Origin of the sequence: Leifsonia shinshuensis (assembly GCF_013410375.1) — a bacterium.
GTDB classification, from domain to species: domain Bacteria; phylum Actinomycetota; class Actinomycetes; order Actinomycetales; family Microbacteriaceae; genus Leifsonia; species Leifsonia shinshuensis.
This window is the reverse complement of record NZ_JACCFL010000001.1, coordinates 3634617-3657606: the sequence shown is the minus strand read 5'-3', so window position 1 is coordinate 3657606 and position 22990 is coordinate 3634617. Positions and strand designations below refer to the sequence as shown.

Annotated in this window: 20 protein-coding genes; 18 read left to right on the top strand and 2 right to left on the bottom strand. The window is 70.6% G+C overall.

Features of this window, described 5'->3' with window-relative positions:
• Positions 1–34: 34 nt before the first annotated feature.
• Entirely contained in the window at positions 35–817 is a 783-nt protein-coding gene (locus HNR13_RS17650) for a GntR family transcriptional regulator (protein ID WP_179607878.1), read from the top strand.
• Positions 818–826: 9 nt separating this feature from the next.
• Here the strand turns inward: HNR13_RS17650 and HNR13_RS17645 are convergent, their stop codons facing one another.
• A complete protein-coding gene (locus HNR13_RS17645; RefSeq protein WP_179607876.1) occupies positions 827–1474 on the bottom strand; it encodes a TetR/AcrR family transcriptional regulator in 648 nt (215 codons plus the stop codon).
• A gap of 153 nt (positions 1475–1627) precedes the next feature.
• Between HNR13_RS17645 and HNR13_RS17640 the strand changes: the two genes are divergently transcribed.
• From HNR13_RS17640 to HNR13_RS17605, 8 genes are all read left to right on the top strand, one after another.
• Positions 1628–3307: an ABC transporter substrate-binding protein gene (locus tag HNR13_RS17640; protein WP_179607875.1), complete on the top strand. Its 1680-nt coding sequence runs from the start codon at positions 1628–1630 to the stop codon at positions 3305–3307.
• 96 nt (positions 3308–3403) lie between these two features.
• Complete coding sequence (locus tag HNR13_RS17635) at positions 3404–4228, top strand: ABC transporter ATP-binding protein (RefSeq protein ID WP_179607873.1); 825 nt, start codon at positions 3404–3406, stop codon at positions 4226–4228.
• Positions 4225–5055, top strand: coding sequence for an ABC transporter ATP-binding protein (locus HNR13_RS17630; RefSeq protein WP_179607872.1), 831 nt, complete (start codon positions 4225–4227; stop codon positions 5053–5055). Before HNR13_RS17635 ends, HNR13_RS17630 begins: the two co-directional genes overlap by 4 nt.
• Positions 5052–6152, top strand: coding sequence for an ABC transporter permease (locus HNR13_RS17625; RefSeq protein WP_382312925.1), 1101 nt, complete (start codon positions 5052–5054; stop codon positions 6150–6152). The genes HNR13_RS17630 and HNR13_RS17625 overlap by 4 nt, the downstream gene beginning before the upstream one ends.
• A 2-nt stretch (positions 6153–6154) precedes the next feature.
• Positions 6155–7189, top strand: coding sequence for an ABC transporter permease (locus HNR13_RS17620; protein WP_179607870.1), 1035 nt, complete (start codon positions 6155–6157; stop codon positions 7187–7189).
• Positions 7186–9453 carry an exo-beta-d-1,3/1,6-glucosidase gene (locus HNR13_RS17615; RefSeq protein WP_179607869.1) on the top strand — a complete coding sequence of 756 codons (2268 nt, stop codon included), beginning with the start codon at positions 7186–7188 and terminating at the stop codon, positions 9451–9453. The genes HNR13_RS17620 and HNR13_RS17615 overlap by 4 nt, the downstream gene beginning before the upstream one ends.
• Positions 9454–9592: 139 nt before the next feature.
• Entirely contained in the window at positions 9593–9808 is a 216-nt protein-coding gene (locus HNR13_RS17610) for a hypothetical protein (protein WP_179603899.1), read from the top strand.
• A gap of 32 nt (positions 9809–9840) precedes the next feature.
• Positions 9841–10440 (top strand): YdeI/OmpD-associated family protein, encoded by a 600-nt coding sequence (locus HNR13_RS17605; RefSeq protein ID WP_179607867.1) that lies wholly within the window; start codon positions 9841–9843, stop codon positions 10438–10440.
• Between the two features lie 28 nt (positions 10441–10468).
• On the opposite strand, the gene HNR13_RS17600 is transcribed toward HNR13_RS17605, so the two are convergent.
• Complete coding sequence (locus HNR13_RS17600; RefSeq protein WP_179607865.1) at positions 10469–11419, bottom strand: LysR family transcriptional regulator; 951 nt, start codon at positions 11417–11419, stop codon at positions 10469–10471.
• Between the two features lie 123 nt (positions 11420–11542).
• Between HNR13_RS17600 and HNR13_RS17595 the strand changes: the two genes are divergently transcribed.
• The 9 genes from HNR13_RS17595 (at position 11543) to HNR13_RS17555 (ending at position 22984) form a co-directional block, all read left to right on the top strand.
• Positions 11543–13120, top strand: coding sequence for an aminotransferase class I/II-fold pyridoxal phosphate-dependent enzyme (locus tag HNR13_RS17595; RefSeq protein WP_179607864.1), 1578 nt, complete (start codon positions 11543–11545; stop codon positions 13118–13120).
• A gap of 52 nt (positions 13121–13172) precedes the next feature.
• Positions 13173–14669: an amino acid permease gene (locus HNR13_RS17590; protein WP_179607862.1), complete on the top strand. Its 1497-nt coding sequence runs from the start codon at positions 13173–13175 to the stop codon at positions 14667–14669.
• Positions 14666–15571 carry a universal stress protein gene (locus HNR13_RS17585; RefSeq protein ID WP_218881259.1) on the top strand — a complete coding sequence of 302 codons (906 nt, stop codon included), beginning with the start codon at positions 14666–14668 and terminating at the stop codon, positions 15569–15571. The genes HNR13_RS17590 and HNR13_RS17585 overlap by 4 nt, the downstream gene beginning before the upstream one ends.
• A 90-nt stretch (positions 15572–15661) precedes the next feature.
• Complete coding sequence (gene lysA, locus HNR13_RS17580) at positions 15662–16921, top strand: diaminopimelate decarboxylase (protein WP_179607860.1); 1260 nt, start codon at positions 15662–15664, stop codon at positions 16919–16921.
• A gap of 117 nt (positions 16922–17038) precedes the next feature.
• On the top strand, positions 17039–18571 hold the full coding sequence (locus tag HNR13_RS17575) for an amino acid permease (RefSeq protein WP_179607859.1): 1533 nt from the start codon (positions 17039–17041) through the stop codon (positions 18569–18571).
• A 30-nt stretch (positions 18572–18601) separates the two neighbouring features.
• Complete coding sequence (locus HNR13_RS17570) at positions 18602–19354, top strand: FadR/GntR family transcriptional regulator (RefSeq protein WP_179607857.1); 753 nt, start codon at positions 18602–18604, stop codon at positions 19352–19354.
• A gap of 31 nt (positions 19355–19385) precedes the next feature.
• A complete protein-coding gene (locus tag HNR13_RS17565; protein ID WP_179609616.1) occupies positions 19386–20732 on the top strand; it encodes a glutamine synthetase family protein in 1347 nt (448 codons plus the stop codon).
• 2 nt (positions 20733–20734) lie between these two features.
• Positions 20735–22126, top strand: a complete 1392-nt coding sequence (locus HNR13_RS17560; protein WP_179607856.1) for an aldehyde dehydrogenase family protein — start codon at positions 20735–20737, stop codon at positions 22124–22126.
• Between the two features lie 78 nt (positions 22127–22204).
• Entirely contained in the window at positions 22205–22984 is a 780-nt protein-coding gene (locus HNR13_RS17555; protein WP_179607854.1) for a 3-oxoacyl-ACP reductase, read from the top strand.
• Positions 22985–22990: the final 6 nt, after the last annotated feature.

The following is a 22990-nucleotide window of genomic DNA, read 5'->3' as shown; positions in this document are numbered from 1 at the left end:
GCGTACACGCCCACAACTGCCCCATAATGAGAGCGTGGCGCTGCATGCAGAGGCGGAGGAGTTCCTCTCCCGACCGCTCGAACGACGAATGGCGATCCCGCTGCGGGTCGAGGTCTACACCCGGCTCACGGAGGCGATCCGCGCGGGCGTGTTCCCGGAGTCGTCGCTGATGCCGTCGGAGAGCGAGATCGGGGCGGCGCTCGGCGTCAGCCGCACGGTCGTCCGGGAGGCGATGCTCCTGCTCGCCGAGGACGGTTTCGTGAACTCCGTCCGCGGCGTCGGACGCGTCGTCTCCGGCCGCCTGCCGGAGACCGGACTGGAGAAGCTCCGGCCGTTCGAGGAGGCGTCCGGCGACGCGGGGAGGCTCCGCCGCACGCAGCACCGCGCCGAGCCGGCGTCCGCGGACTTCGTCGCGTCGGGGCTCGGCCTGGCCCCGAACGAGCCGACCTGGCTGTTCGAGAGCGTCATCCTGAACGGCTCGACGCCCTCCGCGCTCCTCCAGGAGCACCTGCCGGGCGGCGCCGTCCTCCGCCGGCTCTCACCGGAGCTCGCAGAGGCGATCGAGCAGGACACCGGCGCCGGGTCCAGCGCGCTCCGCACGCTGCTCGACGCCCTGGGCGCCCGGCTGGGCCCGGCGCAGAGCCGGCTCTCGGTCGGCGCGGTCGGCGCCTCCCGCGGTGCGGTCCTCGGGCTGGACGCGACCGCGCCCGTGCTCATCATCACCCAGACCCTGGAGTGCTCCGGTCGGCCGATCTACCTCGCGAAGATCCTGGTCGACACGGCGGCGATGACGCCGACGATCGTGCAGGCGCTCTGACCGGGGTTCTCAGCCCTCCCGCACGTACGACCCGAGCTCCGGGCCCGGGTGCAGCACGCCGTTCACGATCGCCTCGATGGCGAACTCGCTCGCGCCGGCCAGGTCGACCGCGGTGGGGTCGAGCAGCCACTGCAGCTGGAGGCCGTCCATGACCGCCAGGATGGAGGCCGCTGCCCGGTCGATCGTGTCCGGAGCGGTCACGCCCTCCTGGGCGCAGAGCGCGCGGAACGCGGCGCCGACCTCGACCCGGAGGTTGCGGTAGCGGTCCTGGAAGTACTCCTTCGCGGGGTGGTCCTCGGTGACCGACTCCGCGGAGAGCACGGTGAACACCTGGACGATCCCGGGCCGCAGCGCGTTGCGCTGGGCGGTGGCGACGAGGTGGGCGAACAGCGCTGGGCCGCCGGGGATGTGCTGATCGGCGAGGTGGGCGACGTCGTCCCTGTCACGGAACTCCAGCACCTCCAGGAGCAGGTTGTTCTTGGACCCGAAGTGGTGCAGGACGCCGGCGTGCGTCATCCCGACCTGCTCGGCGATGTCGGCGAGCGTTCCGTTCGTGGACCCCTTGGTGCCGAAGGTCTCGATCGCCGCGCGCAGGATGTCGACGCGCTTCTGCTCGGTCTCCGGACGCGTACCGGTGCCGTTGCCGTTGATGGCCATTTCCGTCGCTCCTGCCGTGCTGGTTGCGGCCGAGCTTACCAGCCAGTAACCTCACCTCAACCAACTTGCTTTCTGACCAGTAAGCAAGTTATCGTCAGCCGACATTCCGCAGCACCAGGGCACAACGCATGTGTCCGCCACGAAGGAGAAGCAATGAGGCTTACCAAGTATCTGATCACGGCATCGGCGATCGCCGCCGTCGGCGCACTTGCGCTGACCGGCTGCTCGTCCGACGGCAAGTCCAGCGCCAGCACGGGCAGCACGGGCTCGCTCACCGTCGCGAAGCCGGATGGCGCGGCCATCCTGGCGACCCAGATCAACAACCCGTTCATCACCACCGGCTCGGGCATGTCGCTCGGCTACGACCGGATGATCTACGAGCCCCTCGCGATCGTCAACCCGGTCGGCAAGAACGAGACCACTCCGTGGCTCGCCTCCAAGGTCGTGTGGAACGCGGACTACACCCAGCTCACCGTCACCCCGCGCTCGAACGTCAAATGGAGCGACGGCAAGCCCTTCACCGCCGACGACATCGTCTTCACCTACAACCTGATCAAGAACACCCCCGCCCTCGACCTGGGCGGCCTCAAGCTGACGGACATCAAGAAGGACGGGAACAACGTCGTCCTGAACTTCAGCGAGTCCAAGTTCGTCAAGCAGGGCGACGTGCTGCAGGTCCCGATCGTCCCCGAGCACCAGTGGAAGTCCGTCGCCGACGCGACCAAGGACCCGGTGACGAAGGCGATCGGCACCGGCCCGTACACGATCAAGAGCTTCTCGTCGCAGGGCGTCGTCCTCCAGGCGCGGACGGACTACTGGAAGGGCACCGTCCCGGTGGCCCAGCTCAAGTACCTCGAGTACAACGACAACACCGGCCTCCTCCGCGCACTGCAGACCGGCGAGACCGACTGGGCGCAGATCTTCATCACGGACTACCAGAAGAACTATGTGGACAAGGACCCGAAGCACAACGTCTTCTGGGGCGCCAACGTCCTGAGCCCCGACATGATCCTGGTCAACACCGCGAAGGCGCCGTTCAACGACGTGGCGCTCCGCAAGGCCGTGAACATGGTCGTCGACCGCAAGGCGCACGCCACGACGGCGCGCGGCAACGCCGGCCCCGAGCTGACCAACGTGTCGGGCATCCCGCAGCCGACCGGTGACCAGTACATCGCCTCCGCCTACAAGGACCAGACGTTCAAGATCGACGTCGACGGCGCCAAGAAGGTCCTCACCGACGCCGGCTACACCTGGAAGTCCGGCGCGCTGACCGACCCGTCCGGCAAGCCGGTCTCCTTCACCCTGCAGGACCCGCAGGGCTGGAACGACTACGTCACGGGCATCCAGCTCGTCGCCACTCAGCTCAAGACCACCCTCGGCATCGACGCGAAGGTCGCCACCCCCGACGCCGACACCTGGTTCGCCAACGTCGCGTCCGGCAACTTCGACGCCGCGCTGCACTGGACCGGCTCCGGCTCGAACCCGTGGCACATCTACGACGATGTCATGAACAGCAGCTACCTCGACCAGGCCGCCGACGGCAAGGTCTCGGACAACTTCGGCCGCTACAGCAACCCGGACGCGACCGCCCTGCTGAAGCAGTACGCGCAGGCATCCGACGAGGCCACCCGCACCGCGGCGCTGGAGAAGCTGCAGAAGATCTTCGTGGACGACGTCCCGGCGATCCCGATCGGCACCCACCCGCAGCTCGCCGAGTACAACACCCGGAAGTTCGTCGGCTGGCCGAGCGAGCAGGACCAGTACGCGACCGCCGACCCGACCCAGCCGTCGGCCGTCCAGGTGCTGATGAACCTGAAGCCCGCGGGCAAGTAGTCGCCGAGCGCGACCTCACCCCACCCGTCCGGGGTGGACGGCGGCCTCGTGCCGCCGTCCGCCCCGGGCGACCGCGGACAGCATGAAAGCGACGCCATGACAGACTCCCTTCTCTCCGTGCGCGACTTCTCGGTCGTGTACGACGTCGACCCGCCGGTCGCGGCGGTCAAGAACGTCTCCCTCGACATCAAGCGCGGCGAGATCGTCGGCCTCGCCGGCGAGAGCGGCTGCGGCAAGACCACCCTCGCCTACGGCGTGCAGCGCCTCCTCAAGCCCCCGGCCGTGATCACCAGCGGCAGCGTCGTCTTCCACGACGAGGGTGGCGAGGACATCGACATCAACGCCCTCGACGCGGAGCAGATGCGCCGCTTCCGCTGGGACAAGACCTCGATGGTCTTCCAGGGCGCGATGAACGCCCTCAACCCCGTGGCCACCATCGGCTCGCAGCTCGACGACGTCTTCCAGGTGCACCGGCCGGGCATGAGCCGGGCCGAGCGGCGGGCGGCCGTGATCGAGCTCCTGCAGATCGTCAAGGTGGGTGGGCAGCGGATCCGCTCCTACCCGCACGAGCTCTCCGGCGGCATGCGCCAGCGCGTGATGATCGCGATGGCCCTCGCCCTCCGCCCGCAACTCATGGTCATGGACGAGCCGACGACCGCGCTGGACGTGCTCGTGCAGCGCGAGATCCTCAAGCAGATCTCCCAGCTCCGCCACGACTTCGGCTTCTCCGTCGTCTTCATCACCCACGACCTCCCGCTGCTGCTGGAGATCAGCGACCGGATCGCGATCATGCGCGACGGCGAGATCGTGGAGCTCGCCACCGCCGAGCAGATCTGGACGAACCCGCAGCACGAGTACACGCAGAAGCTGCTGCAGTCGTTCCCGCGCCTCACCGGCGAGAGAGGAGTGGTCGTCCGATGACCACGCTCGAATTCCGCAACGTCACCAAGATCTACAACGTCCGCGGCTCCGGGCAGCTGAAGGCCCTGGACGACGTCAGCTTCACGCTGGGCCAGCGGCAGACGATCGGCCTGGTCGGCCAGTCCGGCAGCGGCAAGTCCACGATCGCGAAGATCCTCACCCAGCTCGAGACGCCCACCCGCGGCGAGGTGCTGCTGGACGGCGCCCCGATCCCGCGCTCGGGCAAGCGGCTGCGGCAGTACCGCCAGCAGCTCCGGATGGTGTTCCAGGACCCGTTCGCCTCGCTGAACCCGTCGCACACGATCCGGCACCACATCGAGCGCCCGCTGCGGCTCGACCACGTCGTCCCGAAGGCCGAGGTGGACGACGAGGTGCGGCGGCTGCTGCGCCGCGTGCAGCTCGACGCGGACGCCGTGATCGACCGCCGACCGCACGAGCTCTCCGGCGGCCAGCGCCAGCGTGTGGCCATCGCCCGCGCGCTCGCCTCCCGCCCGACCCTGCTGGTGGCCGACGAGCCGGTGTCGATGCTCGACGTGTCGCTGCGCGTCGGCGTGCTGAACCTGCTCGCCGACCTGCAGCGCGAGGAAGGGCTCGGCGTGCTCTACATCACGCACGACCTGGCCACCGCGCGGCACTTCAGCGACGAAATCATCGTCCTCAACCAGGGCCGGATCGTCGAGCACGGCCCCGCCGACGACGTGATCCTCCGCCCGCAGGACCCCTACACCCGTGAGCTCCGGGCCGCGTCCCCCGACCCGGAGAAGCACTTCGGCAAGCTGACCGCCCGAACCGTCACGACAGCACAGACCGCAGGAGGTGCGCTGTGAGCGCCGAGACGACGACGTCCGCGGGCATTGCCCAAACCGACTCCACCCCCGTCGACCCGACGCTCGTCGGAACCACCGCCACCAAGGCGGAGCGCCGCGGCGTCCGCGTCCCGTGGCGGTTCATCGGCGGTCGCGTGGCCTTCTACGTGTTCACCCTGTGGGCGGCCATCACGATCAACTTCTTCATCCCGCGCCTGATGAAGGGCGACGCCGTGTCGTCCTATATGGCGCGCAGCCAGGGGCAGCTCACCCCGGACGCCGAGAAGGCGCTGCGCCTGCTGTTCGGCGTCGACAAGTCGGTGCCGCTCTGGCAGCAGTACCTCGACTACTGGAACATGCTGCTGCACGGCAACCTCGGCGTCTCGATCTCGACGGGCATGGCGCCGGTCGGCGACGCGATCGCGTCCGCCCTGCCCTGGACGCTCGGCCTGGTCGGCTTCGCCACCGTGGTCTCCTTCCTGATCGGCACCGCCCTCGGCGCCGTGATCGGCTGGCGGCGCGGCGGGAGGCTGGACGTCTTCATCCCGATCACGACGTTCCTCGGCACGATCCCGTACTTCTGGCTCGGCCTGATCTTCATCGCGATCTTCTCCACGACGCTCGGCTGGTTCCCCGCCGGCCACGCCTACGAGCTGGGCGTGGACCCGGGCTGGAACGCCGACTTCATCAGTCAGGTGCTCTCGCACGGCGCCCTCCCGATGGCCACCATCGTGGTCGTCTCGCTCGGCGGCTGGGTGCTCGGGATGCGCAACATGATGCTCACCGTGCTCGACGAGGACTACATCACGGTCGCGCAGGCGAAGGGCATGCCGGACCGGCGCGTGCTGTGGCGCTACGCCGCCCGCAACGCGGTGCTGCCGCAGATCCAGAGCTTCGCGCTCGCGCTCGGCTTCATCGTCAGCGGCACGATCGTGATGGAGATGGTGTTCTCCTATCCCGGCATCGGCCTGCTGCTTCTCAACGCGACCAACGCCAAGGACTATGCGCTCATGCAGGGCATCTTCCTGGTGCTCGTGCTCGCCGTCCTGATCGCGAACATCATCGCCGATATCGCGTACGCCATCCTCGACCCGCGCACCCGCCAGACGGAGGCCTGATCATGACTCTGCCCCAGACCGCCTACATCCAGGCGGTGACTCCCGAGCCGCCGGCGCCGAAGAAGACCACCTTCTGGTCGCAGCTCAAGGCCTCGCTGGCCATGTTCAGCAACCCGAAGTCGGCCGCCGGCCTGATCATCCTGGGCGTGTTCGTGCTCGTCGCGATCTTCGCCCCGCTGATCGCCCCGTACGACCCGGAGGCGCAGAACCTGAAGGAGACGCTGCAGCCGCCGTCGTTCACCCACCTGCTCGGCACGACGCACATCGGCCAGGACGTCTTCAGCCAGCTCGTCTACGGCACCCGCGGCGTGCTCGTCGTCGGTTTCCTGGCGACGATCATGGCCACGGTCGTGGCGATCGTCGTCGGCGTCACCGCCGGCTACCTGCGCGGCTGGAAGAGCGAGTCGCTGTCGGCGCTGTCGAACGTGTTCCTCGTCATCCCCGGCCTGCCGCTGATGATCATCGTCGCCTCGCAGTTCCAGGACCCGCCGCTGCCGCTCATCGCCGCGGTGCTCGGCCTGACCGGCTGGGCATGGGGCGCCCGCGTGCTGCGCGCGCAGACCATGTCCCTGCGCAACCGCGACTTCATCCAGGCCGCCCGGGCGAACGGCGAGCCGCTGCACCGGGTGATCCTGGTCGAGATGCTGCCGAACCTCCTGGCCATCATCGCCTCCAGCTTCGTCGGAACCATGACGGCCGCGGTGCTGGGCCTGACCACGCTCGCGTTCATCGGCGTCATCCCGGTGTCCAACCTGAACTGGGGCACCATCCTGTTCTGGGCGCAGCAGAACAACGCGTTCCCGGACTACTGGTGGTGGTACGTCCCCGCCGGCCTGTGCATCGCGCTGCTCGGCGTCTCTCTCGCCCTGATCAACTTCGGCATCGACGAGTACGTCAACCCGCGCCTGCGTTCGGCGGGGGAGCGCGCCCGGGCGATGAAGCGCAAGGGCATGAACGTCAACGCCGCCGTCACCCAGGTGCGCACGAACTCCACGACGGCCTCGGCCGCAGCGACCCCGGAAAGCAACACCGCATGACCTCGATCCTCCCGTCCACGACCACCGACATCCCGCAGGAGGCCCTTCCCTACCAGGACCCATCGCTGACGACCGCCGAGCGCGTCGCCGACCTGCTCGGGCGCATGACGGTGGAGGAGAAGGTCGGCCAGATGCTCCAGCTGGACGCGCGCGACGACCTGCGCGACCACGTCCTGCGGCGTCACGTCGGCTCGATCCTGCACACCTCGCCGGAGCGCATCCTGGAGGCCAACCGGCTCACGGCGCAGACCCGGCTGCGGATCCCGCTGCTGGTCGGCGAGGACTGCATCCACGGGCACTCGTTCTGGCCCGGCGCCACGATCTACCCCACCCAGCTCGGCATGGCCGCGACCTGGGACGCCGAGCTGATCGAGCGCGTGGCGCGCGCCAGCGCCGAGGAGGTCGCCGTCACCGGCGTGCACTGGACGTTCTCACCGGTGCTGTGCATCGCCCGCGACCTGCGCTGGGGGAGGGTCGGCGAGACGTTCGGCGAGGACCCGTTCCTGATCGGCGAGCTCGCGAGCGCGATGGTGCGCGGCTACCAGGGCGACGGGCTCGACGACCCGACCGCGATCCTCGCGACCGCGAAGCACTTCGCCGGCTACTCGGAGACCCAGGGCGGCCGCGACGCGAGCGAGGCCGACATCTCCCGGCGCAAGTTGCGCAGCTGGTTCCTGCCGCCGTTCGAGCGGGTGGCCCGGGAGGGCTGCCGCACCTTCATGCTCGGCTACCAGAGCACCGACGGCGTGCCGATCACCGTGAACGACTGGCTGCTCAGCGAGGTTCTCCGCGGCGAGTGGGGCTACACCGGCACCCTCATCACCGACTGGGACAACGTCGGCCGGATGGTCTGGGAGCAGAAGGTCCAGCCCGACTACGCGCACGCCGCCGCCGCCGCGGTGAAGGCGGGCAACGACATGGTCATGACGACGCCGCGCTTCTACGAAGGCGCGCTGGAGGCCGTCGAGCGCGGGATGCTCGCGGAGGACGCCTTCGACGCCGCCGTCGCGCGCATCCTGACCCTGAAGTTCGACCTCGGCCTGTTCGAGGACCCGCGCCTGCCGTCGCCCGACCTGGACACCGTGGTCGGCAGCGCGGCGCACGCCGAGCTCAACCTGGAGGTCGCGCGCCGCTCGATCGTGCTGCTGGAGAACGACGGGACGCTCCCGCTCGCGGCGTCGTCGCCGGTCCGCGTGGCCGTCGTCGGCCCGCTCGCCGACGACGCCCAGACCCAGCTCGGCGACTGGGCCGGCGGCTCCGGCCAGGCCGGCTGGCTCGACGGCCAGCCGCGCGAGATGATCACGACGGTCCTCGACGGCCTCCGCGGCATCGACGGCTGGACAGTGCGGCACGCCCGCGGCGCCGACATCCTCACCCTGGAGCAGGACCCGCGCGGGGCGACATTCCCCGACGGCCAGCCGCGGCATCCGGTGGTCGTCCCGTCGCTGCCGGACGACCGGTTGATCGAGGAGGCCGTGGCCGCCGCCGAGGCGTCCGACGTCGTCGTCGCCGTCGTCGGCGACCGCATCGAGCTGGTCGGCGAGGGCCGTTCCACCGCGACGCTGGAGTTGATCGGCGGCCAGGTCGCGCTGCTGGACGCGGTGATCGCGACCGGGAAGCCGGTGATCGTCGTGCTCCTGGCCTCCAAGCCGCTGGTGCTGCCGCCGTCGGTGGCCCGGGCCGCGGCGGTGCTGTGGGCGGCGAACCCGGGCATGAAGGGCGGCCAGGCTCTCGCGGAGATCATCGCGGGCCGGGCCGAGCCGTCGGGCCGCCTCCCCATCTCGTTCGCGAGGCACGCCGGCCAGCAGCCCACCTACTACAACCAGCTCCGCGGACAGCACGGCGACCGCTACGCCGACCTCACCCAGTCGCCCGCGTGGGCGTTCGGCGAGGGGCTGTCCTACACGACCGTGTCCTACAGCGACCTGACGCTCGCCGCCACGTCGCTCGGCACGGGCGACGAGATCGAGGCGGCGGTGACGGTGACCAACACGGGCTCCCGCCCGGTCCGCGAGACCGTGCAGGTGTACGTGCGCGATCAGGTCACCAGCGTCAGCTGGGCCGACAAGGAGCTGAAGGGGTACCGGCAGGTGGACCTGGCGCCAGGGGAGTCGGCGCGGGTGCGGCTGACCCTGCCGGTGGCGGACTGCACGATCGTGGACGCGGCCGGCGAGCGGCTCGTGGAGGCCGGGGCGTTCGAGCTGCTGGTGGGGCCGTCGTCGCGCGACGAGGTGCTGCTGGCGGCGGGGTTCGAGGTGCGCTGAGGCCGGGGCATCCCATGCTTCCCGACCCGGCAGGACGGTGCTAGCTTACATATGGTAAGCACGCTGATTACCTGCCGGGAAAGGAAGTTGCCGTGACCGGAACACGCACGGACGACGCGACACGACAGGAGCAGGCCTCGTGAGCGCGGAACGCTCCGAGGTCGCCGCCCCACAGCCCGCGATCGCCCGGCAGCAGCACACCGCCGACGACATCGCGTTCGCCCTGGAGGACCTGCTCGACCGGATGGACCGGTCGCCCACGCTCGAGGAGATCCACGCCCTCACCGCCGCGCTCGGCCGGCACGAGCGCTCGGTGCTCGCGCGGTTCTTCACCCGGCTGAGCGCTGCGGCCTAGCCTGGGGACGGGGCCCGGGAGGAGGCGGCAGCATGGCCGAGCTCGAGCGGTTCGTCGCGAGCGGCAGACCCGCGTTGCGGGAGTGGCTGGCGGAGAACGCCCGCACGTCGCCCGGCGTCTGGATTGTGTACGAGAAGGGCGCGGACCGCACCCTGAGCTATGACGACATCGTGGAGGAAGCGCTCTGCGTCGGGTGGGTGGACAGCCTCCCGCGCAGGCTCGACGACCAGCATGCGATGCTCCGGCTCTCGCCGCGGAACCCGAAGAGCAACTGGTCCCGGCGCAACAAGGAGCGGATCGCCGCCCTGCGCGAGCGCGGGCTGATGACCGCCGACGGCGAGGCCGTGGTCGAGGCGGCCGTGGCGAGCGGCACGTGGTCGGCGCTGGACACGGTCGAAGAGCTCGCCGAACCGCCCGAGCTCCGCGCCGCCTTGGACGCCGACCCGGTCGCGCGCGCCAACTGGGACGCCTTCCCGCGCTCGGCCCGCCGCGCGATCCTCGAATGGCTGCTCTCGGCCAAGACCGACGTCACCCGCGACCGCCGCGTCGAGACCATCGTGACCGAGGCGAACCAGAACCGGCGGGCGAATCAGTGGCGCCAGCCCGGGTCGCCGCCACCGGCCCGCAGCTGACCCGGCGGGTCGGAGGTGCGTTGAGCGCCTAACCGCCGTTCCGTCTCGTCCCGCCTCCCGCCCGCACGGCGGCGAACCCGTCCCGGATCGCAGCGACGAGGTGGCGCGTGGCGGCCGAGGGGCGCCGGCTCGCGTCGTCCGCCGGTGTCGCCACGAGGATCGAGCGCACGAACGACGGGTCGTCGACCGGGAGCAGGACGATGCCGGGGTGTGCGGCGGTCGTCGCGAGGCCCGGGATGAACCCGACCACCATGCGCGCCGCGGTCATGCCGAGGAGGACCTGGAAGTCGTCGGTCCGGATCGCGACGTCCAGGACGTGGCCTTCCGCCGCGAAGGCGTCCGCGACGACGCGGTCCATCGCATCCTCGGCGGAGGTGGCGAAGACCCAGCGCTCGTCCCGGAGCGAGAGCACGGCGGGGAGGTCGACCGACCTGCGCGACGCGAGCGGGTGCCCGACGGGCAGCGCCAGCAGTAGCGGATCCCGGTACACCTCCATCGTCACCACGTCGGGCCGGAAGGGCAGGTCGTAGCCGGGCACGGTGTAGACGAGAGCGGCGTCGAGCGCGCCGCGGTTGATCCGGTCGACGAGCGCGGGGACCTCCTCGAAGGTGGCGTCGATCTCGATGCCGAGGTCGCCGACGCTGCCGGCGACGAACGGCAGGATGCTCGCCGCCGCCGTCGCGAAGGTCCCGAACCGCAGCCGCACCCGTCCCAGCTGGCTGAACTCGCGCGCGTCCGCGACCGCCCGCTCGCTCAGCGTCAGGATCTCCTGCGCGCGTTCGAGGAGCAGCATCCCGACGGGCGTCAGCCTGCTGCCGCGCGGCGAGCGCACGAGCACCGGAGAGCCGACCAGCCGTTCCAGGTTCTTCAGGTGGTAGTCGACGGTCGGCTGGCCCCAGCCCAGGCGGCGGGCGGCGGCTGTGACCGAGCCCTCGGCGTGGACCGCCGTGAGCGCCTCGAACTGCCGCAGATCCGCCATCGGATCCCCTGTCTGGATGTGGGTGACGACCACCCGAGCGGGTGGCGAGCCACATACAGTCTATGTGGGCTGAGCGAAGTTCGGGGGATTCTGGTCGCGGCACGCGGCCCGCACGATGGAGGAATGGCCCCCACCCGCACCTCCGCTCTCGACGGCACCGCCGCGATCGACGACGCGCCCGCGTTCGACGCGACCTCGCCGGCTCCCGCCGACCTCCGTCACTGGGAGACCCCCTACGCCGACGCGCTGGAGCGTCACGCCGCGCGCGGACCGGTCGCGCTGATGGTGCCGGGGCACGGCGGCGACGACCTCGGTCTCAGCGCGCGGCTCGCCGGCTACTTCGGGGAGCGGCCGCTGCAGCTCGACGTCCCGATGCTGCTGGACGACATCGACCTGGGGGAGGACTCGCCGCTCAGCCGCTCCCTCGCCCTCGCGGCGGACGCGTGGGGCGCGCGCCGCACCTGGTTCCTGACCGGCGGCGCCTCGCAGGCCAACCGCATCGCCGCGCTGGCCGTGCGCGGACTCGGCGAGAACATCCTGTCCCAGCGCAGCGCGCACTCCAGCTTCAGCGACGGCGTGCTCTCGGCGGGCCTGGTCCCCTCGTTCGTACTGCCCTCCATCGACTCGCGCCACGGCGTGGCGCACGGCGTCTCGCCCGCCTCCCTGGACGAGGCGCTGACCGCCGCGACGCGCGCAGGGCGCCCGGCGGACGCGGTCTACATCGTCTCGCCCAGCTACTTCGGCGCGGTCGCGGATGTCGCGGGGCTGGCGCGGGTCGCGCACGCGCACGGCGCCCCGCTGATCGTGGACGGCGCCTGGGGGCCGCACTTCGGGTTCCACCCCGACCTCCCGGAGTCGCCCGCCCGGCTCGGCGCGGACCTCGTCGTCTCCAGCACGCACAAGCTGGGCGGCTCGCTCACCCAGTCGGCCATGCTGCACCTCGGTCACGGCCCGTTCGCGGACGCCCTCGAGCCGCTCGTCGAGCGCGCTGTCTCGATCACCGCGTCGACCTCCACCTCGGCGCTGCTGCAGGCATCGCTCGACATCGCCCGGCACTCCCTCGCCACCGGCGCGGAGCTGATCGGCCGGTCGATCGCGGGCGCCGACGCATTCCGGGAGGCGCTGCGCGGCGACCCGCGCTTCGGCGTGCTGAGCGACGGCTTCGGCGCCTTCGACGACATCGTCGCCGTCGACCCGCTGCGCGTGGCGATCGACGTCTCCGGCACCGGTGTGAGCGGGCACTGGCTGCGTCAGCGCCTCATCGACGCCGACGGGATCTACTTCGAGATGTCGACGGCGACCACCCTCGTGGCGCTCATCGGCGCCGGCAAGACGCCGGACCTCGCCCGGGCGCACCGGGCGCTGGCCGCGGCGGCCGACTCGGCCGAGGCGTCCGCCGAGGCGGCGAGCGGCGCCGCGGAGGAGTTCCCCGCCCTGCCCGAGGCCGGGCCGCTGCGCATGCCGCCGCGCGACGCCTTCTTCGCCGGCACCGAGCTCGTGCCCGCGGCCGCGGCCGTCGGGCGGATCTCCGCCGACACCCTCGCCGCCTACCCGCCCGGGATCCCGAACCTGATCCCCGGCGAGGAGATCACGGCCCAGACCGTGGCCTTCCTGCAGGCGGTCGCCGCATCCCCGTCAGGGTATGTGCGCGGCGCCGTCGACCCCGCGGTCGAGCGGTTCCGGGTGACCGCCCGCGACTGATCCACCGCGACCGATTTCGGATCCCCCCACCAATCAAAGGAGACTGGTAGATATGCCCACCATCGCTCAGCAGCTGCTGCGCAGGAAGCCCACGACGCCGCCCGGCGCCGGGGAGGCGCACCTGAGACGCAGCATCGGCCTCTTCTCGCTGACCATGATCGGTGTCGGCGGGACGCTCGGCACCGGAATCTTCTTCATCCTGTCGCAGGCGGTCCCCGTCGCCGGACCCGCCGTGATCTGGTCGTTCGTCATCGGCGGCGTCGTCGCCGGGCTCACCGCCCTCTGCTACGCGGAGATGGCCGGCGCTGTCCCGGCCTCCGGCTCCACGTACTCGTACGCGTACGCGACGCTCGGCGAGGGCACGGCGATGGCGGTCGGAGCGTGTCTGCTGCTGGAGTACGGCGTCTCGACGGCGGCGGTCGCCGTCGGCTGGTCGCAGTACGTCAACCAGCTGCTGCAGAACCTCTTCGGCTGGCAGCTGCCGGTGCAGCTCTCCCAGGCGCCCGAGCAGGGCGGCATCGTCAACATCCCCGCGGTGATCGTCATCGTGCTGTGCTCCCTGCTGCTCCTGCGCGGGGCCCGCGAGTCCACGACGGTCAACAGCATCATGGTGGTCATCAAGATCGCCGTCGTGCTGTTCTTCTGCGCGGTCGCCTTCACCGGCTGGAACGCCGACCACTTCCACAACTTCGCTCCGGCCGGGTTCGCGGGCATCGTCGGCGGCGCCGGGATCATCTTCTTCTCGTTCGTCGGCCTCGACGCCGTGTCGACGGCGGGCGAGGAGGCCAAGAACCCGAAGCGGAACCTCCCGCTCGCGATCATCTTCGCGCTGCTCATCATCATCGTGCTGTACGTCGGCACCAGCCTCGCGGCCCTCGGCGCGCAGGCCCCGGCGAAGTTCGCGAACCAGGACGCCGGGCTCGCGGCGATCCTGCAGAACATCGTCGGCTCCAGCTGGCCGGGGACCGTCGTCGCGATCGGCGCCATCATCTCGATCTTCTCCGTGACGCTGGTCTGCCTCTACGGGCAGACGCGCATCCTGTTCGCCATGTCGCGCGACGGGATGATCCCGAAGGTGTTCGCGAGGGTCAACCCGCGGACGATGACGCCGGTGCGCAACACCGTCATCGTGATGATCGCCACGGGCGTCCTCGCGGCCGTCGTCCCGATCGACTTCCTCGCCGAGATGACCAGCATCGGCACCCTCGTCGCCTTCCTCGTGGTCTCGCTCGGCGTCATCATCCTGCGGGTGCGGGAGCCGGAGCTGGAGCGCGGCTTCCGCCTGCCGCTCGGCTGGACGATCCCGATCCTGTCGATCGCGGGCTGCATCGCGATCATCACCCAGCTGCGCCTCATCACGATCATCGTGTTCCTGATCTGGACCGCGGTCTTCCTCGTCTTCTACTGGTTCTACGGCCGGAAGCACTCCACGCTGCAGACCGGGCAGCCGATCGCCGGCGCGGACGCTCCGTACACGAGCAACTTCGCCCAGCCCAGCAAGAGCGAGATCCGCGAGGCCGCCGAACGCCGGAAGGCGGGCCGGAGATGAGCATCGTCGTCGGTGTGGACCCCGCGCACCGCTCCGCCTCCGCGCTGCACCTGGCGGCGCTGATCGCCCGCTCCTCGGGCGCCGACCTCATCGTCACCGCCGTCGTCCCGCCCGCGTGGCCGACGACCGCGGGCGGCGCGGACGCGGAATGGCGCGGCTACACCCGGGAGAACGCCGACGGCGCCCTCGACCACGCCGCGGCCGTGCTCGGCGGCTCCATCGCGGCGGAGTACCTCCTGCACGAGGCCCCGTCCGCCCGGCGCGGGCTCGTGGGCCTGGCCGAGGAGCGGGAGGCGTCGCTGATCGTCGTCGGCTCGGCGACGGACGGGCCCCAGGGGCGGATCGCGCTCGGCTCGGCCAGCGACACCCTTCTGCACGCCTCGCCCGTCCCGGTCGCGATCGCGCCCCGCGGGTACCGCACGGCGGAGGACGCACGCGTCAGGCGGGTCACCGCCGCCTACCGGGGGACCGGCGCGTCGACCGATCTGGTGTTCGGGGCGGCGGGCGTGGCCGCGTCCGTCGGCGCGGAGCTGCGCGTCGCCTCCTTCGCCGTCGTGCCGCGCGACTCCGGTACGTCGGGCGCCGGCTTCGACGCCGAGCAGGACATCGCGGACACCTGGGCCGCGGACGTCGAGAAGCACGCCGCGGCGCTGGTCCGGGAGGTGTCGGAGCTGCCCGACGCCCCGGAGGTCTCCGACGTCGCCGTGGGACGGGGCGAGACCTGGGAGGCGGCCCTGGCGGACATCGGCTGGGAGCCGGGCGAGGTGCTGGTCGTCGGCTCGAGCACGCTCGGCCCGATCGCCCGGGTGTTCCTCGGCTCGCACGCGGCCAAGATCGTCCGCCATTCGCCGGTGCCGGTGGTCGTCGTCCCACACGGCGTCGTCGGCCGCGACAGGGACTGACGCGACAGGGATTCACGCGACAGGGACTCACGCGAGAGGGACCGACCTCCCGCAGCACCACCCGATCGAACCAGAACGAAGGACCGCACCATGGCCCACCCCCTCCTCGACCTCTTCCCGGCCGGGGCCGCCGTCGACCCCGACGGCGTCCTCGTCATCGCCGGCTGCCGCGTCGACGACCTCGCGCGCGAGTTCGGCACTCCCGCGATCGTCGTCGACGAGGACGCCCTCCGCGCCAGGGCGCGCGAGTACCGCACCGCCCTGACCTCGCGCCGGCCGAACGCCCGCGTCGTCTTCGCGTCGAAGGCGTTCCCGGCGACCGCCGTGCAGCGGGTGATGGTCGAGGAGGGGCTGGGCCTGGACGTGGCCGGCGGCGGCGAGATCCTCAGCGCCCTCCGCGCGGGCGTCGACCCGGCGCTCGTCGTCATGCACGGCAACGCCAAGACGACGGAGGAGCTGCGGATCGCGGTGGAGGCCGGGATCGGGCTCGTCGTGGTGGACAACGAGGACGACGTCGACCGGCTCGAGCGGCTGGTCGCGCCGGGGAGCGTCCAGCGCGTCCTGGTTCGGGTGGTCCCGGGCGTCGAGTCGTCCACGCACCCGCACGTGCAGACCGGGCAGGTGGGCTCCAAGTTCGGTCTGACCGCCGCGGCCGCGCGCCGGCTGATCGCCCGGATCGAGGCCAGCCCGCTGCTGGAGCTGCGCGGCCTGCACGCCCACGTCGGATCGCAGATCATGGACGCGGCCGAGCTCGCCGCGGCCGTCGCCCCGCTCGCGGCGCTCGGCACGTTCCCGGTCTACGACCTCGGCGGCGGCCTCGGCGCCCGCTACACGACCGCGGACCGGCCCGCCACGGTCGACGAGTACGTCGAGGCGCTGCTCGCCGCCGCCGGCGAGCACCTCCCGGCGGACGCCGAGCTCATCATCGAGCCCGGCCGCAGCATGGTGAACGGCTCGGCCTTCACGCTCTACACGGTCACCACCGTGAAGCGGGACGCCAGGAACTTCGTCGCCGTCGACGGCGGCATGGGCGACAACCTGGAGGCCGCGCTCTTCCAGCAGCGCTACGAGGCCGTCCTGGCCGGCCGCCTGCACGAGGAGGACGCCGAGGACGTGGTGGTGGTCGGCCGGCACTGCGAGTCCGGGGACGTGCTCATCGACCCGCTGCGGCTGCCCGCCGCCCGGGTCGGCGACCTCCTCGCCGTGCCCGCCACCGGCGCCTACACGCACACCATGGCGAACAACTACAACGGCTACCGCCGGCCGCCGGTGGTCTTCGTGCGCGACGGCGAGGCGCGGGCCGTGATCCGCCGGGAGACCTGGGAGGACCTGTTCGCGCGGGACGTGTGAGAAAGGTGCGTGCAGCGTTGCGGTAAAAAGTCTGAGGTCAGGCCATTGACAATAGGGTCGGTGGCTCGCCACGATGGTGCAACCCACTGTGAATCCTCGAAGGAGAGGTTGCAACGCATGAGTGACACCACGCAAGAAGCAGAGGACGCGGACGCCGCCGACCTCGCCAGGCTCGGGTACAAGCAGGAGCTCCACCGCGGGATGAGCGGGTTCTCCAACTTCGCGATCTCGTTCTCGATCATCTCGATCCTCGCCGGCTGCATCACCTCGTACAGCATCGCGCTGAAGTCCGGGGGACCGTCGGCCATCAACATCGGCTGGCCGCTCGTCGGCGTCTTCGTGCTGTGCGTCGCGCTCGCCATGGCGGAGGTCTGCTCCAAGTACCCGACCGCCGGCGGCCTGTACTTCTGGGCCGGACGGCTCGCCAAGCGGAACAAGCGCCAGTGGGCGTGGTTCGTCGGCTGGTTCAACTTCCTCGGCGAAGTGGCCGTGACCGCGGCGATCGACTACGGCGCGGCGGTCACCATGATGGCGTTCGGCAACCTGGTGTGGGGCATCGATGTCAACGCCGTCAACACCTTCGTCCTCTTCATCGTCATCATCGTGGCGCACGGCCTGCTGAACACCTTCGGCGTGCGGCTGGTCTCGATCCTCTCGAACGTGTCCGCGTGGTGGCACATCTTCGGCGTGCTCATCATCGTCGCCGCCCTGTGGATCATGCCGACCAAGCACCAGGACATCGGCTGGACGTTCACGGCCTGGCACAACGAGACCGGCTGGTCGTTCGCCCCGTACGTGTTCCTCATGGGCCTGCTGATGGCGCAGTACACGTACACCGGGTATGACGCGTCCGCGCACGTGTCCGAGGAGACCAAGAAGGCGTCCACGGCCGCGCCGCGCGGCATCGTGATGAGCGTGCTGATCTCGATCGTCGGCGGCTGGATCCTGCTGTTCTCGATCACCGCCGCCATCCAGGACGGCAGCCAGGCCGGGCTCACCAAGCTCGGCGCCACCTCCACAGGCCTGCCGCCCGCGCAGATCTTCCTGGACGCGCTCAACTACCCGACGGTCGCGAAGTTCCTGCTCTTCATCGTCTGCGGCGCGCAGTTCTTCTGCGGCATGGCGTCGGTCACGGCGAACTCGCGGATGAGCTACGCGTTCTCGCGCGACAACGCCATCCCGGGCTCGCGGCTGTGGGCCAAGGTGAACCAGCGCACCGGCACGCCGACCAACTCGATCTGGCTGTGCGTCGTGCTCTCGATCATCCTGGCGGCGCCAGCGCTGTTCAACCTCACCGCCTACCTCGCCGTCACCTCGGTCGCGGTCATCGGCCTCTACATCGCCTACGTCACGCCGGTGCTGCTGCGGCGGCTCGATCGGAACTTCACGCCGGGCGTCTGGAACCTCGGCCGCTGGAGCGCGGTGATCGGCTGGATCGCGGTGGTCTGGGTGATCTTCATCGTCATCCTGTTCGTGCTCCCTCCGGTCACACCGATCACGGTCGATACTTTCAACTACGCGCCCATCGCGGTGGTCGTGGTTGCCGTGATCGCGACGGTGCTCTGGTTCACCAACGGACGCAAGCACTTCATGACGCGCGAGGAGGCCAGCCATCTGACGATCAGCGCGGACGAGCTGCTGAAGGAGTAGCCGCCGACCATGGACGAACCGGAGCGCGCAATGATCGATTCCCACACGGACACGCCGCCGATCGACGCACCGCTGGTCGACGCGGTCCTGCGGCCGGTGCGGGGCCACATGGCCTTCGAGTCCTGCGTCGAACAGCTCGGGTCGGCGATCCAGCTCGGGATCTTCCGGGCGGGGGACCGGCTGCCGCCCGAACGCGAGCTGGCCGAACGACTCAGCGTCTCGCGGGCCACCCTGCGGGAAGCGATCAGCGCGCTCCGGGTCGCCGGATTCGTCTCCACGACCCGGGGCCGCGGCGGCGGGACCGTCGTCGAGTCCGTCGGGGCCTCGGAGAACTGGCGCCCCGACCAGCCGTCCGGGCCGGCCCGGCTCGCCGACATCGAGGACATCACCGTGTTCCGCTCGATCATCGAGCCGGGCGCGGCCTACCGCGCGGCGCAGGTCGACCTCTCCGCCGACCAGCGCGGGCTGCTCATCAGCTGCCTGCGCGACCTGCGCGAGTCGGAGACGCCGGCCGAGTACCGGCAGGCGGACGCCCGGCTGCACCTGGCGATCGCGACCGTCTGCGGCTCCGACGAGCTGTCGACGGCGTGCAACGCCGTCCAGATCAAGATCCACCAGCTCCTCGCCGAGATCCCGTTCCTGCAGAAGAACATCGAGAGCTCGGAGGAGCAGCACCGCATCATCGTGCAGGCGATCCTCGACGGCGACGCCGACCGCGCCCGCTTCGTCATGCACGACCACTGCGCCGCCACCGCGGCGCTGCTGAAAGGCCTACTGAAATGAGGACACGACCGTGACCACGCGCAACGACCGCATGCTGACCGTCGAGCAGCTCAGGGAGGAGATCCTCAGCGACGCGATCGACACCGTCGTCCTGGGCTTCACCGACATGCAGGGGCGCCTGCAGGGCAAGTTCATCCACGGCCGGTTCTTCCTCGACTCCGTGCTCGCGCACGGGACGGAGGGGTGCAACTACCTGCTCGCCGTCGACGTCGAGATGAACACGGTCGACGGCTACGCCATCTCCTCGTGGGAGCAGGGCTACGGCGACATGGTCTTCGAGCTGGACCTGTCCACGATCCGGCGCCTTCCGCACCGGCCGGGCACCGCGCTCATCCAGTGCGACCTCTCGCTCGAGCACGGCGGTCCGGTCCGGGTGTCGCCCCGCGCCATCCTGCGCGCCCAGACCGAGCGCGCCGCGAAGCACGGGTTCACCGCGCTGGCGGGCACGGAGCTCGAGTTCGTGGTGTTCGAGGACAGCTACGAGGACGCCTGGAACGCCGGCTACCGCGACCTGACGCCCGCGAACCTCTACAACGTCGACTACTCGATCCTCGGCTCCAGCCGGGTCGAGCCGCTGCTGCGGGACATCCGGAACATCATGTACGCGGCGGGACTCGACGTGGAGTCGGCCAAGGGCGAGTGCAACTTCGGCCAGCACGAGATCGCGTTCAAGTACGCCGAGGTCATGACCACGGCCGACAACCACACGGTCTACAAGACGTCGGCGAAGGACATCGCCTCCCAGCGCGGCAAGTCGATCACGTTCATGGCGAAGCCGAGCGAGCGGGAAGGCAACTCCTGCCACGTGCACATGTCGCTGCGCGGGCTGGACGGCTCGCTCGCGTTCTGGGACGAGGCGACCGGCGAGCGCACTCCGGTCTACGACCACTTCATCGCCGGCGTGCTGCGCACGATGCGGGAGTTCACCCTCTTCTACGCGCCCAGCATCAACTCCTACAAGCGCTTCGCCAAGGGCTCCTTCGCCCCCACCGCCGTCGCGTGGGGCCACGACAACCGGACCTGCTCGGTGCGCCTGGTCGGCCACGGGGCCGGCGCCAGGATGGAGAACCGCCTCCCCGGCGGCGACGTCAACCCGTACCTGGCGCTGGCGGCGATGCTCGCCGGCGGCCTGTACGGCGTCGAGCACGAGCTGGAGCTCGAGCCGGAGACCGTCGGCAACGCCTACGAGTCCGGGGCGCCGACCGTCCCGACCACGCTGCGCGAGGCGCGCGACGCGTTCGCCGGCTCCGAGATCGCCCGGGAGGTCTTCGGCGAGGACGTCGTGGCCCACTACGTCAACTACGCGGATGTGGAACTCGCCGCGTTCGAGTCCGCCGTGACGGATTGGGAACTGCGCCGCGGATTCGAGAGGCTCTGAGCATGACGTTCCCCACCTCCTCGTTCGGCGCCGGCGGCACGCACACCGTCCTGAACCCCGCCACCGCCGAGGCCATCACCGACGTCGCGCTCGCCGACCTCGCCGAGACCGACGCCGCCATCGAACGCGCGCACCGCGCCTATCCCGCCTGGCGTGCGATCGCGCCGGGCGAGCGGGCCCGCCTGCTGCGCGCCTTCTCGACCGTCATCGACGAGCACCGCGAGGAGCTCGCGCTGCTCGAAGTGCTCAACGCCGGCCACACCATCGGCAACGCGCGCTGGGAGGCGGGGAACGTCCGCGACGTCCTCGCCTACTACTCCGCCGCGCCGGAACGCCACTTCGGCCGGCAGATCCCGGTGCCGGGCGGCGTCGACATCACCTTCCACGAGCCCCTCGGCGTCGTCGGCATCATCGTCCCGTGGAACTTCCCGATGCCGATCGCAGGCTGGGGCTTCGCGCCGGCGCTCGCCGCGGGCAACACCGTCGTGCTCAAGCCGGCCGAGCTGACCCCGCTGACCGCGATGCGGATCGGCGAGCTCGCGCTGGAGGCCGGGATCCCGGAGGGCGTGTTCACCGTCATCCCGGGCAAGGGCCGGATCGTGGGGGAGCGCTTCGTGACCCACCCGCTGGTCCGGAAGGTCTGCTTCACCGGCTCCACCGAGGTGGGCAAGGGCATCATGCGCGGCTGCGCCGACCAGGTGAAGCGGGTCACCCTGGAGCTGGGCGGCAAGAGCGCGAACATCGTCTTCGCCGACGCGGACCTGGAGAAGGCCGCGGCCTCCGCCCCGGGCGGCGCGTTCGACAACGCCGGCCAGGACTGCTGCTCGCGCTCGCGCATCCTCGTGCAGGAGAGCGTCTACGACCGGTTCCTGGAGCTGCTGGAGCCCGCCGTGAAGTCGTTCCGGGTGACGGATCCGAGCGCCGAGGACGCCGAGATGGGCCCGCTGATCTCGGCGGGCCAGCGGGCGTCCGTCGCCGCGCACCTGGAGGACGCCGACATCGCGTTCGCGGGCCGGACCGTGACCGGGACCGACGGCTTCTGGATGGCGCCGACCGTGGTGCTCCCGCGCACCCTGCAGGACCCGGTGTGGACGCAGGAGCTGTTCGGCCCGGTCGTGGCCGTGCTGCCGTTCACCGACGAGGCGGACGCGGTCGCCAAGGCCAACGACACCCCCTACGGGCTGTCCGGCTCCATCTTCACCCGCGACGTCGGCCGCGCCCTGCGCGTCGCCCGCGGCGTCGAGTCGGGGAACCTCTCCGTGAACTCGCACTCCTCGGTGCGCTACTGGACGCCGTTCGGCGGCTTCAAGCAGTCCGGCCTCGGCCGCGAGCTCGGCCCGGACGCGCCCGACTCCTTCTCCGAGGTCAAGAACGTCTTCCTGTCCACCGACTGATCCAGCACCGACTGATCCACCCGCTCCTGACGCGCCCGCGCGGACACGACGAACCATCAACGAAAGGCGAAACACACTATGGGAAAGCTCGACGGCAAGGTCGGAGTCATCACGGGCGGCTGCAGCGGCATCGGGCTGGCGACGGCGAAGAAGTTCGTCGCGGAGGGCGCGAAGGTCGTCATCGGCGACGTGGACGCGGTGAACGGCCCGCGGATCGCCGACGAACTGGGCGGCGCGTTCATCCAGGTCGACGTGACCGACGCGGAGCAGGTGGGGGCGATGTTCGCGCTCGCCAAGGAGCGCTTCGGCCGGATCGACATCGCGTTCAACAACGCCGGCATCTCACCCGCCGACGACGACTCCATCCTCAAGACCGGCATCGAAGCGTGGGACCGCGTGCAGCGGGTCAACCTGACCAGCGTCTACCTGTGCTGCAAGGCGGTGCTGCCGTACATGCTGGAGCAGGGCAGCGGCTCCATCATCAACACGGCGTCGTTCGTCGCGCTGCTGGGCGCCGCCACGTCGCAGATCTCCTACACGGCGTCGAAGGGCGGTGTGCTGGCGATGACGCGCGAGCTGGGCGTGCAGTTCGCCGGCAAGGGCATCCGCGTCAACGCGCTCTGCCCGGGCCCGGTGAACACCCCGCTGCTGCAGGAGCTGTTCGCCAAGGACCCGGAGCGCGCAGCGCGCCGCCTCGTGCACATCCCGATGGGCCGCTTCGCCGAGCCCGAGGAGCTGGCCAACGCGGTCGCCTTCCTCGGCAGCGACGAGTCGAGCTTCATCACGGCGACCGAGTTCCTCGTCGACGGCGGCCTGTCGCACGCGTACGTGACCCCGCTCGACTCCGACTTCGACTGACCCGCC

Bases quoted from the DNA above. Each gene is read 5' to 3' on its own strand.
- HNR13_RS17645 (WP_179607876.1), bottom strand. From the start codon at position 1,474: ATGGCCATCAACGGCAACGGCACCGGTACGCGTCCGGAGACCGAGCAG.
- HNR13_RS17640 (WP_179607875.1), top strand. From the start codon at position 1,628: ATGAGGCTTACCAAGTATCTGATCACGGCATCGGCGATCGCCGCCGTC.
- HNR13_RS17635 (WP_179607873.1), top strand. From the start codon at position 3,404: ATGACAGACTCCCTTCTCTCCGTGCGCGACTTCTCGGTCGTGTACGAC.
- HNR13_RS17630 (WP_179607872.1), top strand. From the start codon at position 4,225: ATGACCACGCTCGAATTCCGCAACGTCACCAAGATCTACAACGTCCGC.
- HNR13_RS17620 (WP_179607870.1), top strand. From the start codon at position 6,155: ATGACTCTGCCCCAGACCGCCTACATCCAGGCGGTGACTCCCGAGCCG.
- HNR13_RS17615 (WP_179607869.1), top strand. From the start codon at position 7,186: ATGACCTCGATCCTCCCGTCCACGACCACCGACATCCCGCAGGAGGCC.
- HNR13_RS17605 (WP_179607867.1), top strand. From the start codon at position 9,841: ATGGCCGAGCTCGAGCGGTTCGTCGCGAGCGGCAGACCCGCGTTGCGG.
- HNR13_RS17600 (WP_179607865.1), bottom strand. From the start codon at position 11,419: ATGGCGGATCTGCGGCAGTTCGAGGCGCTCACGGCGGTCCACGCCGAG.
- HNR13_RS17595 (WP_179607864.1), top strand. From the start codon at position 11,543: ATGGCCCCCACCCGCACCTCCGCTCTCGACGGCACCGCCGCGATCGAC.
- HNR13_RS17590 (WP_179607862.1), top strand. From the start codon at position 13,173: ATGCCCACCATCGCTCAGCAGCTGCTGCGCAGGAAGCCCACGACGCCG.
- HNR13_RS17585 (WP_218881259.1), top strand. From the start codon at position 14,666: ATGAGCATCGTCGTCGGTGTGGACCCCGCGCACCGCTCCGCCTCCGCG.
- lysA (WP_179607860.1), top strand. From the start codon at position 15,662: ATGGCCCACCCCCTCCTCGACCTCTTCCCGGCCGGGGCCGCCGTCGAC.
- HNR13_RS17575 (WP_179607859.1), top strand. From the start codon at position 17,039: ATGAGTGACACCACGCAAGAAGCAGAGGACGCGGACGCCGCCGACCTC.
- HNR13_RS17570 (WP_179607857.1), top strand. From the start codon at position 18,602: ATGATCGATTCCCACACGGACACGCCGCCGATCGACGCACCGCTGGTC.
- HNR13_RS17565 (WP_179609616.1), top strand. From the start codon at position 19,386: ATGCTGACCGTCGAGCAGCTCAGGGAGGAGATCCTCAGCGACGCGATC.
- HNR13_RS17560 (WP_179607856.1), top strand. From the start codon at position 20,735: ATGACGTTCCCCACCTCCTCGTTCGGCGCCGGCGGCACGCACACCGTC.
- HNR13_RS17555 (WP_179607854.1), top strand. From the start codon at position 22,205: ATGGGAAAGCTCGACGGCAAGGTCGGAGTCATCACGGGCGGCTGCAGC.